At 55.4% G+C, this 16,545-nt stretch carries 12 protein-coding genes; 6 read left to right on the top strand and 6 right to left on the bottom strand.

Annotation, left to right across the window (positions count from 1 at the left end):
- The first annotated feature begins 55 nt into the window (after positions 1 to 55).
- The gene (locus tag A6F69_RS11345) at positions 56 to 3,493 is read left to right on the top strand and encodes a TonB-dependent receptor domain-containing protein (protein WP_067601375.1); all 3,438 of its coding nucleotides are present in this window, start codon (positions 56 to 58) and stop codon (positions 3,491 to 3,493) included.
- A gap of 110 nt (positions 3,494 to 3,603) precedes the next feature.
- On the top strand, positions 3,604 to 5,625 hold the full coding sequence (locus A6F69_RS11340) for a S9 family peptidase (protein ID WP_067601373.1): 2,022 nt from the start codon (positions 3,604 to 3,606) through the stop codon (positions 5,623 to 5,625).
- A 68-nt stretch (positions 5,626 to 5,693) separates the two neighbouring features.
- Here the strand turns inward: A6F69_RS11340 and A6F69_RS11335 are convergent, their stop codons facing one another.
- Positions 5,694 to 7,073 carry a putative 2OG-Fe(II) oxygenase gene (locus A6F69_RS11335; protein ID WP_169816565.1) on the bottom strand — a complete coding sequence of 460 codons (1,380 nt, stop codon included), beginning with the start codon at positions 7,071 to 7,073 and terminating at the stop codon, positions 5,694 to 5,696.
- Positions 7,074 to 7,206: 133 nt separating this feature from the next.
- Here A6F69_RS11335 and A6F69_RS11330 point away from each other — a divergent pair, with 133 nt between their 5' ends.
- From A6F69_RS11330 to A6F69_RS11315, 4 genes are all read left to right on the top strand, one after another.
- Positions 7,207 to 8,379 (top strand): acetyl-CoA C-acetyltransferase, encoded by a 1,173-nt coding sequence (locus tag A6F69_RS11330; RefSeq protein WP_067601368.1) that lies wholly within the window; start codon positions 7,207 to 7,209, stop codon positions 8,377 to 8,379.
- Positions 8,380 to 8,406: 27 nt separating this feature from the next.
- Positions 8,407 to 9,192, top strand: a complete 786-nt coding sequence (locus A6F69_RS11325; RefSeq protein ID WP_067601366.1) for an SDR family NAD(P)-dependent oxidoreductase — start codon at positions 8,407 to 8,409, stop codon at positions 9,190 to 9,192.
- Between the two features lie 264 nt (positions 9,193 to 9,456).
- The gene (locus A6F69_RS11320; RefSeq protein ID WP_067601346.1) at positions 9,457 to 10,329 is read left to right on the top strand and encodes a crotonase/enoyl-CoA hydratase family protein; all 873 of its coding nucleotides are present in this window, start codon (positions 9,457 to 9,459) and stop codon (positions 10,327 to 10,329) included.
- 79 nt (positions 10,330 to 10,408) lie between these two features.
- Positions 10,409 to 10,915, top strand: a complete 507-nt coding sequence (locus A6F69_RS11315; protein ID WP_342669858.1) for a MarR family winged helix-turn-helix transcriptional regulator — start codon at positions 10,409 to 10,411, stop codon at positions 10,913 to 10,915.
- A 60-nt stretch (positions 10,916 to 10,975) separates the two neighbouring features.
- Here the strand turns inward: A6F69_RS11315 and A6F69_RS11310 are convergent, their stop codons facing one another.
- The 5 genes from A6F69_RS11310 to A6F69_RS11290 form a co-directional block, all read right to left on the bottom strand.
- Positions 10,976 to 11,971: a type II secretion system F family protein gene (locus tag A6F69_RS11310; RefSeq protein ID WP_067601344.1), complete on the bottom strand. Its 996-nt coding sequence runs from the start codon at positions 11,969 to 11,971 to the stop codon at positions 10,976 to 10,978.
- An 18-nt stretch (positions 11,972 to 11,989) separates the two neighbouring features.
- Positions 11,990 to 12,961, bottom strand: coding sequence for a type II secretion system F family protein (locus A6F69_RS11305; protein WP_067601342.1), 972 nt, complete (start codon positions 12,959 to 12,961; stop codon positions 11,990 to 11,992).
- A 91-nt stretch (positions 12,962 to 13,052) separates the two neighbouring features.
- Positions 13,053 to 14,339 carry a nucleotide-binding protein gene (locus A6F69_RS11300; RefSeq protein ID WP_067601340.1) on the bottom strand — a complete coding sequence of 429 codons (1,287 nt, stop codon included), beginning with the start codon at positions 14,337 to 14,339 and terminating at the stop codon, positions 13,053 to 13,055.
- Positions 14,340 to 14,342: 3 nt separating this feature from the next.
- Entirely contained in the window at positions 14,343 to 14,990 is a 648-nt protein-coding gene (locus A6F69_RS11295) for a CpaD family pilus assembly protein (protein WP_067601337.1), read from the bottom strand.
- An 18-nt stretch (positions 14,991 to 15,008) separates the two neighbouring features.
- Entirely contained in the window at positions 15,009 to 16,544 is a 1,536-nt protein-coding gene (locus A6F69_RS11290) for a type II and III secretion system protein family protein (protein ID WP_144573587.1), read from the bottom strand.
- Position 16,545: the final 1 nt, after the last annotated feature.

Genomic DNA, 16,545 nt, shown 5'->3' with positions numbered 1-16,545 from the left:
TTTGTTTGGTCCCTGTCTGATAGGGGCGGTTCCAGTTGTCGCGACTGGAGTAAACATGAAAAAGTTCCAAAGTAATTCGGTGAAGGCCCTTGCCTTCTCAGCCTCGGCTATTGCCTTTGCAATCGCTGGTCCTGCTCAAGCGCAGGATGCAGACGGTGAAGAAGCGCAAGAAGAGGAAAGCGTTGATGTCACCGAAGAGGGTGAGACAGCGCAAGCGCCGCAAGGCGGCATCGTCGTTACAGGTTCGCGTATCCGCCGTGATACCTACACCAGCATTTCCCCGATTCAGGTTCTGAACACGGAGCAGTCAAATAACGTCGGCCTGTTCGATCCTTCTCAGATCCTGCAGCGTGACGAATCGGCTGCCGGTACGCAGATCGATGCTACTTTTGGCGGTTTTGTTCTGGACAACGGTCCGGGCTCGCAGACGCTGAACCTGCGTGGTCTGGGTGCTGACCGTACGTTGCTGCTCGTGAACGGACGCCGTCTTGCACCGGCTGGTGTTGAAGGCGCGCCGACGAACCCGTCGATCAACCTGATCCCGGGCTCGCTGGTAGAGCGGTATGACTTGCTGCTCGATGGTGCATCGTCGGTGTACGGTTCAGACGCGGTTGCTGGCGTTGGTAACATCATCCTGCGTAAAGACTTTGACGGTCTTGAGTTGTTTGCTCGCGGTGAAATCAACCCACAGGGAGCTGGGGAAGATTACACTATCAGTGCGGCGTACGGCATTAACACTGACCGTGGTTTCTTTGGGATCGGCGCTGAGTATGACTACCGCGACGCGATCAGACTGCGTGACCGCGACTTCTTTAATGGCTGTAATACCAACTTGGAAGTTGATGAGGACGGCAACCTCTATCGCCTAGGTGTGCGTGATAATGCGGTTGTTCAGGCTCGTACTCCGGGCGTTTCTGTCGCTGAGAGCGAATGTAAGATTGACGGCATTTCAGGCCGCATCTTCCAGCCATTTGCACGTTTTGGTTCGGTGTACTTCCCGGCCAATGGCAACATCGCTAACTTCCCTCTGGATCCGCGCACCGGTCGTCCTTTCCTCTTTGGCGAATCGACCAATGCTTTCGGTGTTGACCTAGACTCCGATGGGGACGGAATCCGAGACGTTGATTTCCAGAACGTAAACACCGGCGCACTTCCTGAGATTATGTTCCAGTCGGAGCAGAAGCTCTATAACGTCATGGCGTTCGGCGAATATACTTTCCCCGGTGCCGGTAATATTACGCCGTTCTTCGAGGCGAACTATTCGCGTGCGGAAATCCGCGCCGACACTCAGTTCATCGCTCAGATCTTCCCGAGCGTGCCTGACCTTAACCAGTTCAACCCTTGTAACTTTTTGACCAACCCGAACGGCGTTGACTGCCGCGCGGTTGATAACGAGTCTTTGGGTATTTCTGGAACAGGCGCTGCACTTTCCACCGGTTTTGCGCTGCCTACCGTTCCGATCGCTGCTATTCGCGGTGACCGCAATGACTCGATCGTCGATCAGGAGCAATACCGTGGTGTCTTGGGTATCAAGGGTGATTTGCCGGCTCTTGGTTCGAGTTGGACCTGGGAAGTTTCGGGCGTCTACTCGCGTTCGGAAGGCTCCTCGATCCGTAACGGTATTCGTGAAGACCGTCTGGCCTTTGCCCTTGGTCTCGACCCAACGGCTGACTTCGACGGCGATGGCGTAATCGATAACAATGGCGATGGCATTGCTGACGATTATGACAATGGTCTCGACGTATTTGGTGCATTCGGCGATCCTCAGTGGATCGGTGAATGTAACACGGGCGGGCTCGCAAACCCGGATGCAGCTATGCCGGATTTGACCGCTGGCTGTGTCCCGGTAAACCTTTTCGCGCCTAGTGTGCTGACAGGCGCCGTCGGCGATTTCGCCTCGGCAGCGGAGCGCAACTACCTGTTTGACCAGCGTCGTGTAGACACAACATACGAGCAAATGCTGTTTTCGGCGTTTGTCACTGGCGATTTGATCGAACTACCAGCAGGCCCAGTCGGTGCCGTGTTTGGTGCTGAATGGCGTAAGGACCGGATTGATACCGACCCGACGCCGCAAGCTTCGAACGGCCTGTTCTTTGGCTTCTTCGCCGATGAAGGTGCTTCGGGCAGTAAGGTGATCCGAGAACTTTACGGTGAGCTCAATATTCCTTTGATCGCGGCAAAGCCGATGGTCGAAGAGTTGAACCTTGAAGTCGCTGGTCGCCTTACAGATGAAGAATTCTACGGTACTAACTACACCTACTCGATCAAGGCGGGTTGGCGTCCGGTTAGCCCGCTGCTCCTGCGGATGACCTACGGTACATCGTTCCGTGCGCCGAACCTGCGCGAGAACTTCCTTGCGGGGCTATCTGGTTTTAACGGCGTATTTGACCCTTGTGCGGTTCCAAATGCGGCGTTTAACTCGGCAGGGGGTGGTTATGATCCTACATTGGATACTCGTGACCAAACGATCATCGACAACTGTCTTCGTGAGGGACGCGATCCAACTACGGTCGGTATCGACAATCAGGGCCTGAATACTTTGCAGACCCCGAGTGTTGAAATCACCTCTGGCGGTAGCCTCGACATCGATCCGGAAACCTCGCGTTCGATTACAGCGGGCTTCTCGTTCGAAGAAACTTTTGGCGATGGCTGGAATGTTTCGTTGGGTGCGACTTACTTCGATATCAAGTTGAAAGACTCGATCATCGAACCAAGCGCTCAGTTCATTGTTAACGACTGTTTCACTCGCGACGATGGTCAGCGCAGTGCATTCTGTGACCGTATCTCTTACGATACGGCACCGAGCTCGCGCTTCCTGATTTCGGACGTGTTTGCTGGCTTCCTTAACCTGAACTCGGAAAGCGTTCGCGGTATCGATTTCAACGCGGACTTTGGCAAAGACGTTATGCTCTTTGGTGAAAACATCGATCTTGGATTGAACATCCGTGCGAACCATCTGATGGAGCGCAGCTCGCTCTTTATCGATGATAACGGCGATCCGTCATTTGATGATGACGCAGGTGAGTTCGGGCTTCCGAAGTGGACTGGCCGCGCGATCTTCACGGCAGATGTCAGTGATTTCCGGGTCAGCTATCAGATCCGTTACACTGGTCGTGTCGAGCAGGATGCCGACGGTATTGACGAGTTTTCCGATGCATTCGGTTACAATGCTGCTGGCGAATTCACTGGCTTCTTCAGTGATACCTGCCTTGGCGGTGGCTCGCGTACGGGCGGTGTTCCGGATGGACGTGTAGCTGGTGATGGCAACTACTGCCGTGACGTAGGTTTCGCTAAGGAGCAGTTCCTCCACACGGCTTCGGTCCGTTATACAACGGACAAGTGGAGCCTGTTGGTCGGTGTCGACAATATCTTCAACACCCGTCCACCATTGGTTGACGACAACGAAGTATTTGCTGTCAATAACGTCGCAATCGGTAACGGTTACGATTATGATGGCCGTGAAATCTTCGCTTCGATCAGCTACGAATTCTGATAGCATTCAGATTCAAAGTTTTAAGAAAATGGGCTCCGTCACTCTTGTGGCGGGGCCCATTTCTTTTTATGCTACTCGAGGTCTAGTTTTCGTTTTGAGAGAGTTGTTAGATGCGATTTAAAACCCCCTTGGTTGCGGGCGCGGTTGGTGCGCTTGCGTTGATGTTTTCGCCAACTGCCGAAACTGCCCCCGCGAAGGCGCAAGCCGAAGCAAGTACCAGTACGATCCCGGTCGAAGTCTGGGCGCTTCGCAATGTCGTGAATGCGGTACAGATCTCTCCGGATGGGAAGCACATCCTTGTCCACAAGACGGAGAGCCGCGAGGGTGATTATCTGCTTGAGATCTACAAGACTGATCAGCTGCTGGCAGGCGATTCTTCCCCATTTCGTCGGCTAAACGCTGACCCGATGGAAATCATCAGCGCCCAATGGGTTACCGACAACCACATCTTCGGTACCGCTTGGCAGGTGAACCGTACACGTGTTCCCCGTCCAGAAGCAGATGTACGTGACTACAAGAGCTTTGCGTACAATCTCGAAGAGAACAAATTCAACAATATCGACGGGAATTTCGGCATTGAAACGCTTTTGCCTGATGAACCTGACACGATCATGATTTCTGAGGGTCGTGCGGTTTCGGATGGTTTGGGAGTTGATCCATTTTCTGCTTTCCGCCCACAGGCGTATTATCGGTTCAACCTGAACACTGGCACCCGCTCGCTGGTCATGAAGGGCAGCGAGAAATACCCGAACGCGACCTTCGATAACAAAGGCAACCCGCGCTACACTCAGTCTGTTGATCCGGGCACGCATGAGATCGTTAATTACTATCGTCTTCCAGGTGACAGCAGCTGGAAGGAATTTGGTGAACGCTATGACCTTGACGAGCACGAGAACCTTTATCGTGTTCTGAGTGGGTTCATGGGTTTGGCAGGATTTGATCCAGACAATCCTAATATCGGCTACATCATTGATAACCGCGGCGAAGACAAAGCAGCACTGTGGGAATTTGATTTCACCACTGGTCAGTTTGGCAAGAAGCTCTTCCAGCCTGAGAACGCTGATGTAATGAGTATCCGGACCAGTTCGATGCCCGGCGACGACAAGCTGGTTGGAGCCGTTTACCCGGACTGGCGTTATGAAGTGCATTGGTTCGACGAAGAGGAAAAGGCGCTTCATGAAGCTTTAGAGCAGCAAATTCCTTACGCGCATCAGTTGGCGATCTCTAGCCGTTCTCGCGATGGCAAGCGAATGATCGTGCGCAACACTGGCCCACGTGATCCAGGTTCATTCTACCTGATCACCGAAGCCGGAATCGCCAAGCTGGGCAGCCGCAACCCTCTGGTTAACCCCGAGCAGCTGCATGATGTGGAATTCATTCGGTATCCATCACGCGATGGTTTGATGATCCCGGGCTATGTAACCAAGCCCAAGGGCGAAGGCCCGTTCCCTACCATTGTCTATCACCTTGGCGGACCGCACGTGAACGGCTTGGTCGGTTACGACGAGATGAGCCAGATGCTTGCCGATAACGGCTACATGGTATTCCACCCGGAAAACCGCATCTCAACTGGTTGGGGGCAACGCCACTTTGATGCGGGGTATGGCCAGCACGGCCTTGCGATGCAGAATGACAAGGACGACGGCGTTAAGGCGCTGATCGAAGCGGGCTGGGCTGACCCGGATCGCATTGCCTTCTTTGGTTGGTCGTACGGCGGCCAGGCTGCTCTGTATGCTGCAGCCAACAAGAGCGGACTCTATCAGTGTTCAATCGCGGTCGCGGCCGTGGCTGATGCTGAGAAGCAGTACTACGGTCGGCGTGACACCCGCTACAAGGCTCTCGATGACTGGTCGAAGGCGCGTGGCGGCCTGGTTGGCATCAACCCAATCGACGAGGTTGATAAGGTCAGCATCCCGCTGCTGATGGTTCACCACAAGCAGGATCGCCGAGTGATGTATTATCACTTCGAGGACTATAAGAAGGCGATTGAAGGGGCTGGCAAGGATGCACAGTTCATGACCATTGATGGCGCTGATCACTTCGGCAACACTCAAATGTATAGCCACCAAGAGCAGCTCTACACAAAAATGCTCGACTTCTATCGTAATGACTGTGGACCCGATGGTCTCTAGGAATTAGGTGCAAGTCGCCTGGATGAAGGGCCCGTCTCCGTGAGGAGGCGGGCCTTTTGCTTTTCAGCTCAGTTCACTGAGACAGCGTCGAAGGCCACCGACATGCGCCGGCCCGACCGGAATGGTCGCGTGCCATGATAAAGCGTACTTGGGAAAAGTGCGAGATAACCTGCCTTTGGCTCAATGGTTGCGAGTGGGCCCATGTCCAGCATCAGATCATCCGGCGGGCGTCCAATCTCCAACCAGCCTGCTTGCTCGTCGTCTCCAGACAACTGGGCCGGGACATCTACATAAAGGGCGGAACTGATGACGCCAGCAGGGTGGATGTGAGACTTGTGATGATCTCCGCCTCCGGAAAGGCGAACTGACCACGAACCTGCGATCTGCCATTGCGTATCCCGATTGCAAAGCAAGGGGTGGCTTTTGTCATAAGGCGGCAGGGCAGCTTGATAGTCTTCTAATGTCGCTTCGATCGCATGCTTGAGTGCACTGAAATCGGGCTCCAACCGATCAAACAGATTACCCCGTGTTTGCGTCCCTCCCCGCAGAGATTGACCGATTGGCATAGATGCGGCGTCGTGGAGCTCATGCAATAGCGGTAAAGCCGTATCGAGTGCTCCGGCTTCATCTCTCAGTTCAATCCGTGATACAAAGCCGTCCTGGTCATGCAGCCAATCGGATCTTGCCTTGTCTGTCGCACGCCAGACCAACCCCTGCAGCGCCCACGCGGCGATATCACTCCCATCTGCCGCCAACGCGTTGACCAACAGATCCTCAGAGAGATCGAATTCACCTCGCCGAATTCGGTGGCGTGCCTCGTTGCGCTGCCGTTCGGCAGTGTCGAGTGTCAAACCCGCGAATATCTGATCGGCAATGCTCAGCTCGCCCGATGCGCTTGCGTTCGACGCGTGCATCAAGCCGAATACTGCTTCGTTTGGGAATGCTTTCGCGGCTTGTCCAGCTACCTCAGCTGCATCCGCGAAGTGATCCAGCGCAGCCAACTGGTTTATCCAGTCATATAAGATGTTGGGGTCGCGCGGCGCCTTGCGCGCAGCAGAAGCATAGTGGCCGGAAAAATCGCTATCGCCGCGCGCAACACGCAATTGTGCCAAAAAACGCAGACCTTCGATCCAGCCCGGAGCCTGGTCAACCAGCTGATGTGCGATGGCCAGCGCACCTTCAATATCTCCGCTGACGTCAAGCGCTTGGGCCTTGCCAAGCCACAAGTCACCATTTCCCGGATCGCTTCTCAACGCGCGATCGAACCAGGCAAGCGCGTCATTCTCTCCGCGTGCCAAAGCAATGCGTGCGCGGCCACGAAGCGCCATGGGATGCGTGGAGTTGTCTTCAAGAATTCGTTCGAATTCCGCACATGCCTTGCTCAGTTTTCCTGCGCGGCGCCAACGATCAGCAGCGGCAGCGAGCCTATCCATATCGGGGGTGTTCATGACCATTGCGAACCGTCCATTGCACCGCAGCGCAATACTGCCAAGTCTGACGTTATCGCAGTTGACGTAAACGTAATGTCTGCCTAACCCGATTGGTAATTCGCAAATGCGAAACAGAGAGAGGAGATCCCCAATGCCGACAGCTTATATTGTAGACGCCGTGCGCACTGCCGGTGGACGTAGGGGAGGCCGCCTTGCCGGTGTTCACCCTGTCGATTTGCTGGCGAGTTCGCTCGATGCAATTGTTGAGCGCAGCGGGATTGACCCAAAGGCGGTGGATGATGTCGTGACAGGCTGCGTTAGCCAAGCTGGCGAGCAAGCGATGCAGGTTGGACGCATGGGTGTTCTTGCGTCGAAGAAGCTACCTCAATCGACTCCTGCCGTGACGATTGATCGTCAGTGCGGTTCATCACAGCAGGCGATCCAGTTCGCGGCTCAAGCGGTGATGAGCGGCACGCAGGATGTCGTGATCGCGAGCGGTGTTGAAAGTATGACCCGCGTGCCAATGGGCACCAACGCCACCTTCCACATGAAAGAAGGGCTGGGCCACTACAAATCGCCGGGACTGGAAGAGAAGTATCCCGGCGTTCAGTTTAGCCAGTTCATGGGCGCAGAGATGATCGCGAAGAAGCATGACTTCTCGAAGGACATGCTCGACCAGTTCAGCCTTGAAAGCCATAAAAAGGCGATTGCCGCGACAGAGGCGGGTGCGTTCGATAGCGAAATTGTGCCGATAAGAATCGAAACGCCTGAAGGCGAAGAGATGCACACGGTTGATGAAGGCATCCGCTTTGATGCGACGCTGGAAGGTATCGCAGGTGTGAAGCTGCTCGCGCCCGATGGTCGTGTGACCGCTGCGTCAGCCAGCCAGATCTGTGACGGATCATCTGCCGTTCTGGTTGTGAGCGAAGAGGCTTTGAAAGCGCATGGGCTCACTCCGCTGGCGCGCATTCACAATCTGACTGTGACCGCGGGCGATCCTGTGATCATGTTGGAAGAGCCATTGTTCGCGACTGACCGTGCGCTGGAACGGGCGGGTATGAAGATCGAGGATATCGATCTTTACGAAGTCAACGAAGCCTTTGCTCCGGTGCCGATGGCCTGGCTGAAGCATACCGGTGCAGACCCTGAGAAGCTGAACGTTCACGGCGGCGCGATCGCGCTTGGTCACCCGCTTGGCGCATCAGGTACGAAGCTGATGGCAACACTTGTTCATGCGCTTAAGCGCCACGGCAAGAAGTATGGCTTGCAAACGATGTGCGAAGGCGGCGGCGTCGCCAATGTCACTATCGTTGAATCGCTCTAACCCCCTAATATTTGAGAGGAATTTCTGATGAAAGTCAGTGCAAATACCCCTGCAGTCGTAACTGGCGGTGCGTCTGGACTGGGCGCAGCGACGGCTCGCGCATTGGCCGCGAAGGGTGCCAAGGTCGCGATCTTCGACATGAATGAAGAGAAGGGCGAGGCCATGGCCGCCGAAATTGGCGGCGTGTTCTGCAAGGTCAATGTGACCAGCGATGATGATGTGGACGCAGGCTTTGCCAAGGCGCGCGAAGCGCACGGGCAGGAACGTATCCTGGTGAACTGCGCGGGCATCGGCAATGCGATCAAGACCGCCAGCCGCAGCAAGGAAGACGGTAGCATCAAGCATTTCCCGATCTCGGCTTTCGATTTTGTGATCCAGGTAAACCTGATCGGCACTTTCCGCTGCATCGCAAAGTCGGCTGCTGGCATGCTCACGCTGGATCCGCTCAGCGAGAACGGTGATCGCGGTGCGATTGTGAACACCGCATCTGTGGCCGCTGAAGACGGACAGATCGGTCAGGCGGCCTATTCGGCATCAAAGGGTGGTGTTGTCGGTATGACTTTGCCGATTGCCCGCGACCTGATGAATGAAGGCATTCGTGTAAACACGATCCTTCCGGGCATCTTCGACACGCCGCTGCTGCAGGCTGCACCTCAGAATGTGAAGGACGCGCTTGCTGCCAGCGTTCCGTTCCCCAAGCGACTGGGTCAGCCTGAGGAGTATGCCAAGCTGGCGATGTGCATGATCGAAACCGGCTATTTCAACGGTGAAGACGTGCGCCTCGACGGCGCGATCCGTATGGCTCCGCGCTAAGCATCACCGCAGAATTCTGAAAAATTATCGCCGTCCGTGCCCACCGTGGTGCGGGCGGTGATTTGTTATGGATTGTCTGAACCCGGATCGATAGCGGACAATCGATCATGCTTGCTTCAGTTTAGTTCCCCTATCGCTTTTGCTCGTGACATTGCGCGACCAAACCTTCCATTGTCTAGCATCAGAAGACGGCAGAACGCTGGCGGGGTTTTCTTGCCGCAGGACAGTGTTCCATGCTGTAGGATTTGACGGAGAGACAGACTCATGACGGACTACACACAGATACTGGTCGACAAGGCTGATGGCGTCGCCACAATCACGCTCAACCGCCCGGAAAAGATGAACGCCTACACGCGCATCATGGGCGAAGAGATCATGGCCGCGATGGACGACATCGATGCCGACGACAGCGTGCGCGCGGTGATCTTTACAGGTAGCGGTGATCGCGCGTTTTGCGCTGGCGCCGATCTGACACCGGAAGGCGGAGGGCACGTGTTCTCCGATCCGTCGGAAGTTGAGGATCTTTCGGATCCCAAAGTGCGTGATGGCGGCGGGCTGCTGACACTGCGCTTGTTTGAAAGCAAGAAGCCCCTAATCTCGGCGTGTAACGGTGTTGCAGTGGGCGTTGGCGCCACCATGCAGCTGGCGATGGATATCCGGCTCGCCAGTGACAATGCACGATACGGGTTCGTGTTTGCGCGGCGCGGAATTGTGCCTGAAGCGTGCTCCAGCTGGTTCCTGCCGAAGATCGTCGGTATCAGTCAGGCGCTGGAGTGGTGCTACACCGGGCGCGTTTTTGATGCGGCTGAGGCGCATAATGGCGGATTGATTCGGTCTATTCATTCGCAAAATGAATTAATGGACGCAGCACAAGGGCTGGCGCGCGAAATTGCAGATAACACTTCGGCTGTTTCAGTCGCGATGACACGCGCAATGATGTGGCGTTTGCCAAGTGGTGATCATCCTATGGATGCGCACAGGATCGATAGCCGAGCCATCTATCGCCTGTCCCGCGGTGCGGATGCCAAGGAGGGTATTGCCAGCTTCCTTGAAAAGCGCGCGCCGCGTTATCCTGCGAAAGTCAGCGAAGACATGCCGGATTTTTATCCCTGGTGGGATAAGGTGGAGTATCGTTGAAGAAACTTCGGTTGCCCGCTCGCGCGGGTCTTGCATCCAGCTATCGTTTCATGAGAAACCATAGTGATGACAGCAAGCAATGATGACTGACCTGATGGCTGAACACCTTGATGATGAGCTGCCGACAGGGCAGTTGGAAAGCTTTTTACCTTACCAGCTTTCAATTGCCTCAAACGCGGTTAGCAGTTTGATCGCGGAACGTTATCACAAACGTTTCGCGCTCAAAATTCCGGAATGGCGCGTGATAGCAGTATTGGGTGACGCCCAGGCGCGCGGTGCCGCCTTGACCCAAAGATCGCTCACGGAAGCGACGCTGATGGACAAGGTTGCCGTGAATCGCGCATGCAAAGTTCTAGAGGATCGCGGCCTGATCGCTCGCGCACCAAACAAGGATGACGGGCGTTCGCATTTCCTGCAGCTGACGGGTGAGGGCTGGGCGATTCACGAGGAAGTGATGCCGCTGGCGCTTGCTACCGAACGCGACCTGTTTTCCGATTTCGATGCAGCCGAGCAACGGCAATTCCGTTCCCTGCTTACACGAATTCGCGGGCGGGCGGCGGAACTTGCGGAGAAGACAAAGGATTAGAGCACGGATGATGTGGCACCAATTGCCGCAACACCCGTGCTCAAATCTCTTCCAAACTTCTTAATCTGTGAGCAGTGCGTCGCTGATTGAACAGGCTGCCGGCCCAAGGATCACGATGAACAGCACAGGCAGAATGAAGCAGATCAGCGGAATTGTCATGATGGCAGGCAGGCGCGCTGCTTTCTCCTCTGCGCGCATCATGCGTTCATTGCGGAACTCTGCAGACAGTACACGCAAGGCTGAGGCAAGCGGCGTACCATAGCGCTCGGTTTGCACCATCGTTGTTACAACGCCGCGTACCTGTTCCAGGTCGACCCTATAAGCGAGGTTATTGAACGCCATTCTGCGTTCGCTAAGGAAAGACAACTCGATAGCGGTAAGAGCGAACTCATCGCCGAGTTCGGGGTAGGCCCTACCCAGCTCCTTTGCCACGCGGTTGAACGCAGCATCAACAGTCAGGCCCGCTTCGGCGCAGATTACCAGCAGGTCCAGTGCATCGGGCAGACCCTTGCGGATCTCATTCGTGCGCTTCTTGGCCATATTGCCGATGTAAAGCTCAGGTCCCTTGTAGCCCAGGAACACAGCAGCGCCGAGAGCCGCCACGCGCTTCATTTCCCAATCGGGATATATCTGCACCACATAGAGCAGGACAAACGCGGTAATGCCCAGAATAATCGGCAGGATTGCGCGTGCACCGATAACATAGACCGCAAGTTCCTTGTTACGAATGCCGGCGTGCGCCAGCTTCTGCTGGATCTCTTCGATCTGGCTTTGCTGCAGGACCTTCATGCCCTCCAGCCGTTGTTTGACTTTGTCAGTCTTGTCGGTCTTGCGAACAAGGCTGGTTCGCTTCTTCGCACTTTGAGTGATTATGCCGGCTTTCAACTCGTCACGGCGACTATTCAACGCCTTCACGCGCCCGGCCATCGGGTCCTTAATGGTGACGGCGTTATAGATCGCGAACACGACTGCCAGCGCTGCAATCCCGGCAAGGATCGAGCCGACGATGATGACATCGAAGCCGAGAAGTGTGGGGCCGGATGGTTGGTTAAGCATGGTTTCCGTTTCCCCTGATTAGATCTCGAAGCTGACCATTTTGGCCATGATGAATGCGCCGATCGACATCCAGACCATACCGCCAAGCCCAGCTACGATCAGGCGATCGTCGGTGAAGAAGCCGCCCAGATATTCTGGGTTGACCATCCACACCATGATGAAAACGATGAAAGGAAGTGAGCCGACGATATAGGCCGATGCTTTCGATTCCGAGCTCATCGCGCGGATTTTCAGTTTCATCTGCGAGCGTTTGCGCAGCACATCTGCCAGGTTCGAGAGCGTTTCTGCCAGGTTGCCGCCCGTTTCGCGTTGGATGGCCAGAGTGATACAAAAGAAGTTGAACTCAGGAATCCCCAGGCGATCAGCGGTTTCCTGAAGCGAATCCTCCATCGTTTTACCGATCTTGATCCGCTCGACGATACCTTTGAATTCTTCCCCAACCGGTCCTGGTACTTCTTGAGCCACAACAGCAAGGGTTTCTGTCACCGGTAGACCAGAACGCAGACCGCGGACCAGCAACTCGATGCCATCCGGGAATTTCTCATTGAACTGATTTGTACGTTTATTGATGGCCCAGTTAACGACAAGGTGCGGAAGACCAGCGCCGATCAGCACACCAACCCCCAAAGAGAGCAAAAGCGCACCACTGCGAAGGTATATTACAACAGCAACAAACAGGGCGATGCCAATCGATGCGTAGATGTACTGGGACAGCGTCCAGTTCTTGCCAGTTCGATCAAGTCTGATAGCCAAGGCATCAAGGCGCGATGTTGAGCCTGCAACCTTGTGCAGCTTAGGCTTTCGCGCAGCGATGGCCTTCTTCAGCTGTGACTCAACTTTCGCATCTGTGCTTTCTGAGTGCCGATAACGCACCGCCTGCAAGCGGCGATTGGCAGCTTTTCCGACCGATGGGCCCGCAAAGGCTACGTAACCGCCAAACAGCAGCGCCATTATGAAGCCAACCAGCAACAGGGTTTGTAGAATTCCCATGCGATTGTCCCGCCTTTCCTTAAATCAAACAATTGTGGGAGAATTCGGGCAGCCAACCGGTGAAGATCTTGCTGCCCGAGCTATCCTCCGATTACTCAGCCGGTGCTTCTTCAGGTTGCGACTTGTCTTTCTTCGCCAACAGCGATTTCAGATCGAACCCGCCCAAGAGCGATTTCTTGCCTGAGTCATCGGTGCTGAAGTTTTCGTCGCTTGCTCCCATTACGCGCTCGGCAACCTGCTTGATGACAGCCGATGCCTTGCTTGAACGATTTGCCTGGACGAATGGCTGACCCAATTTCGCAGCGTTTGCTGCAGCTTTCGCGTCATACGGGATCACGTAATCCAACTTGCGCTCAATTGAGGCTTCAAAGTCGGCTTTGCTGATCTCAGCCACACCTGATTGGACCTTGTTGGCCACAACCATTGTGTGTGCATGCGCAGCATTGGTTTTTAGCCAGGACTGCAAGCGAATAGTGTCGCGAGCCGAAGCCAGCGTCAGATCGCTTACCAGCAGAACCAGATTGACGTCCGAGAGAACATGCGGGAAATTGATCAGCATGTTGCGCGGCAGGTCAACAACGGTCATTTCGAATGCCTGACGGAATTCTTCCTCGAGCTGCACGAAGGCAGCGCCGTCAGTCATCAACGGCTGGTTGATGGGCGCCTCTGCCGACAGGATCGACAGATTGTCATTGGCACGGATCATAGCGCGTTCGATGAACAGGCCGTCGATACGGCTTGGGTTGTCGATCGCATCCGTCAGACCGCGGCCCGGCTCCAGATCCAAAGCAAGAGCGTCAGTTCCGAAGTGCACATCCAGGTCAAGCAGTGCAGTCGGTGACTTGTGCTCTTCGCTGAACAGATATGCCAAAGATGTGGCAAGCGTCGATGCACCAACACCGCCACGTGTGCCGATGATGGCCGTCGAGATGTGATGTTTCACCACTTCGCCGTCCTGATTGCGCGGTGCCGTGAACACGGCTTGAGCCTGGTTCAGAGCATCACGCAGCTGGCCGGCGGATAGTGGCTTCAGCAGATAGTCATGAATACCACTGGCCAGGAGGTCGCGGTAAAGGCGAACATCATTCACCTGTCCGATAGCGATAACTACTGTACCGGGCTCACACACTTCTGCCAGGGCGTTGATGTCGTTGAGCGGATCACCGCTCTCTGACAGATCTACCAGCAGGATGTTCGGGCTGGCGCTGACGCTCAGCGACTGAATCGCGTTGCGCAGACCACCCTTGTTGCATTTCTCCGGCTGCCAGCCGAGCTCGATTACGACCGGACGAAGAACGTCCAGCGCGGCATCGTCGCAAATATAGGCAGCGAACGGATCACGATTTCCGGGCATCCCGGATTTCCAAGGCGCATTCATGGCTTAGTTATCTCCTCCGGTTTGACCTTCAGCGAGACCCTGCGTTCCTGTAGGGACTTGGTCGCGGAAAGCATTAATGGCTTTGCTCGAGCTCATGATCACGGTTTCGCCTGTGCCCTTCTGACCTTCAAGCAGGTCCTCAGGGTTAGCGACCATCGCGGCCAGATTGCTGTTGGTTGCACAGCCATAATTGGGGCTGGTCGCGTTGTTGTAGTTCATGTCCGAGCTTGCCGACCAATCGGGGCAGCCAGGCACATTTGCCGTAGAGCGCGTCACGACCACACGAGCATAACCTGGTTGAGAGGCGCCTGCTGTAACGGGAGCTCCGTCAGAGAGTAGTACGCCATGCCGCGCAGCCAACTGGCTCACGGAATCCCGTACGGCCTTGCTGGCAAGCGGATCGTCGAGCGAAACGCGATCACCGTAGCCAAGCTCGATAGCTTCGAACCAGCCGTCAAGGCGTTGCTGATCTGAAATGCTGAGCCCGCTTTGGCTCGATTGCACGTCGAACGTATAGTTCGAACGTTCTACAACCGGCTGCTTGACGCTGTAGAGGCTCTTGTTGGTTGGCATTCCGCCGCACGCTCCAAGAGCGAGACCAAGCGAAAGGGCGAGGGCACCCGCCAGCTTGCTGTGTTTTGCAAAGGGCATTGTTCTCACCTTTTCCGATTAGAGGTTGAAACCAGGAGTCGCGACGGCAGCGTTGCGATCCTTATTGTTGTCATCACCCGCACGGCGCGGAGCGACTGCATCCGGAGTGACGCCACCAACGCTTGGTGTGCCATCGCCATTGCCGGGCTGTGGGTTGGGGCGTTCGCCGCCGTTTCCGGCATTGTTGCGATACCCGAACAATTGCTGAAGTTCGGTGGCTGCGTTGAAGCCATCGGTGGGCAGACGGATGTCACGATCATTTACTGGTTTCACCAGATATGGCGTGACCACGATCACCAGCTCCGTCTCGCCCTTACGGAAAGAGCGCGACCGGAATAGGTTGCCGATAATCGGCATGTCACCGAGGCCAGGGGCCTTGTCGATTGTGGTCTGCGCGTTGTTGTTCATCAGACCAGCAATCATGAAGCTTTGGCCTGATCCCAGCTCGATCGTTGTTTCCGCACGACGTGTGGTCAGAGCGGGGATCTGGAATCCGTTGATCGTCACTGCGCCTTGCGAGGAAAGTTCCGACACTTCCGGGCGAACACGCATTGAAATACGACCATTTGACAGGACCGTTGGCGTGTACGCCAGGCTTACGCCAAATTTACGATATTCGATCGAAGTCGATCCGAGGCCTTGACTGGTCGGGATCGGAAACTCGCCCCCGGCCAGAAATTCAGCTGTTTCGCCTGACAGAGCTGTGAGGTTTGGCTCTGAAAGCGTGGTAACAAGACCATCTGTTTCAGCCAAATCAAGCGCGCTGGCCAAATCAAGTCCAAGGAACTTGTCGAAGCCGGAGATTGTCGTGCCCGGTGCATTTTGTGTGACAAGTGATGAACCTTCTGCAGCCTCGGTTCCGCCGGTGAATACACCGCCGTTGACAGTCCATTGCGGGAGAAATGCTTCACGACCAGTCGCTACACCAAAGCGAAAGCCACTAGTTCCGTCGTAAGTATTCAGGTTGCCGCCGATAGTGCGAACCAGCGAGCGGCTAACTTCCGCAAAGCGAACGCGCAGGTTCACCTGCAGCGGCGTTGCCATGCGCATGCGGCTGATTACGTTCATCTCGTCGCCAACGAAGGCCTGAACGAGGCGCTCTACCTCAGACACGTCCTCAGGCGAGCCGACAGTGCCGGTCAACAGAAGAGTGTTTGAACCCATCGTTGCGACGCTTACCTTCGCGTTGGGCATAGCCAAGGCCAGCATCTGATCGACACTCTCAATGTTAGAGCCGACACGAATGTTGGCTGACCAGATTACATCGCCGCGCGCATTGCTGGCATAGATGGTGGTTTCGCCACCTGCCTTGCCAAACACGTAGAGCTGGCGCTGAGATTTGACCTGCACATCAGCAATATTGTCATTGGCGATAAACACGTCCGACATTTGTCCGGGGATAGAGATCAGTTGGCCGCGGCCAATCGAAATCACGATATCCTCTGCCGGTGTCGACACGTTCTGCGCTGTTGCAGTCGTCGTCATCGGTGCTGCAGCGAGCGGCGCGATGGCCAGGCTGGCAAGCAGCAGTTTTGTAGTCAGGCGACGTTTCATG

The organism is Altererythrobacter ishigakiensis, from assembly GCF_001663155.1.
Taxonomy (GTDB): domain Bacteria; phylum Pseudomonadota; class Alphaproteobacteria; order Sphingomonadales; family Sphingomonadaceae; genus Erythrobacter; species Erythrobacter ishigakiensis.
This window is presented reverse-complemented; position numbering and strand designations above follow the sequence as displayed.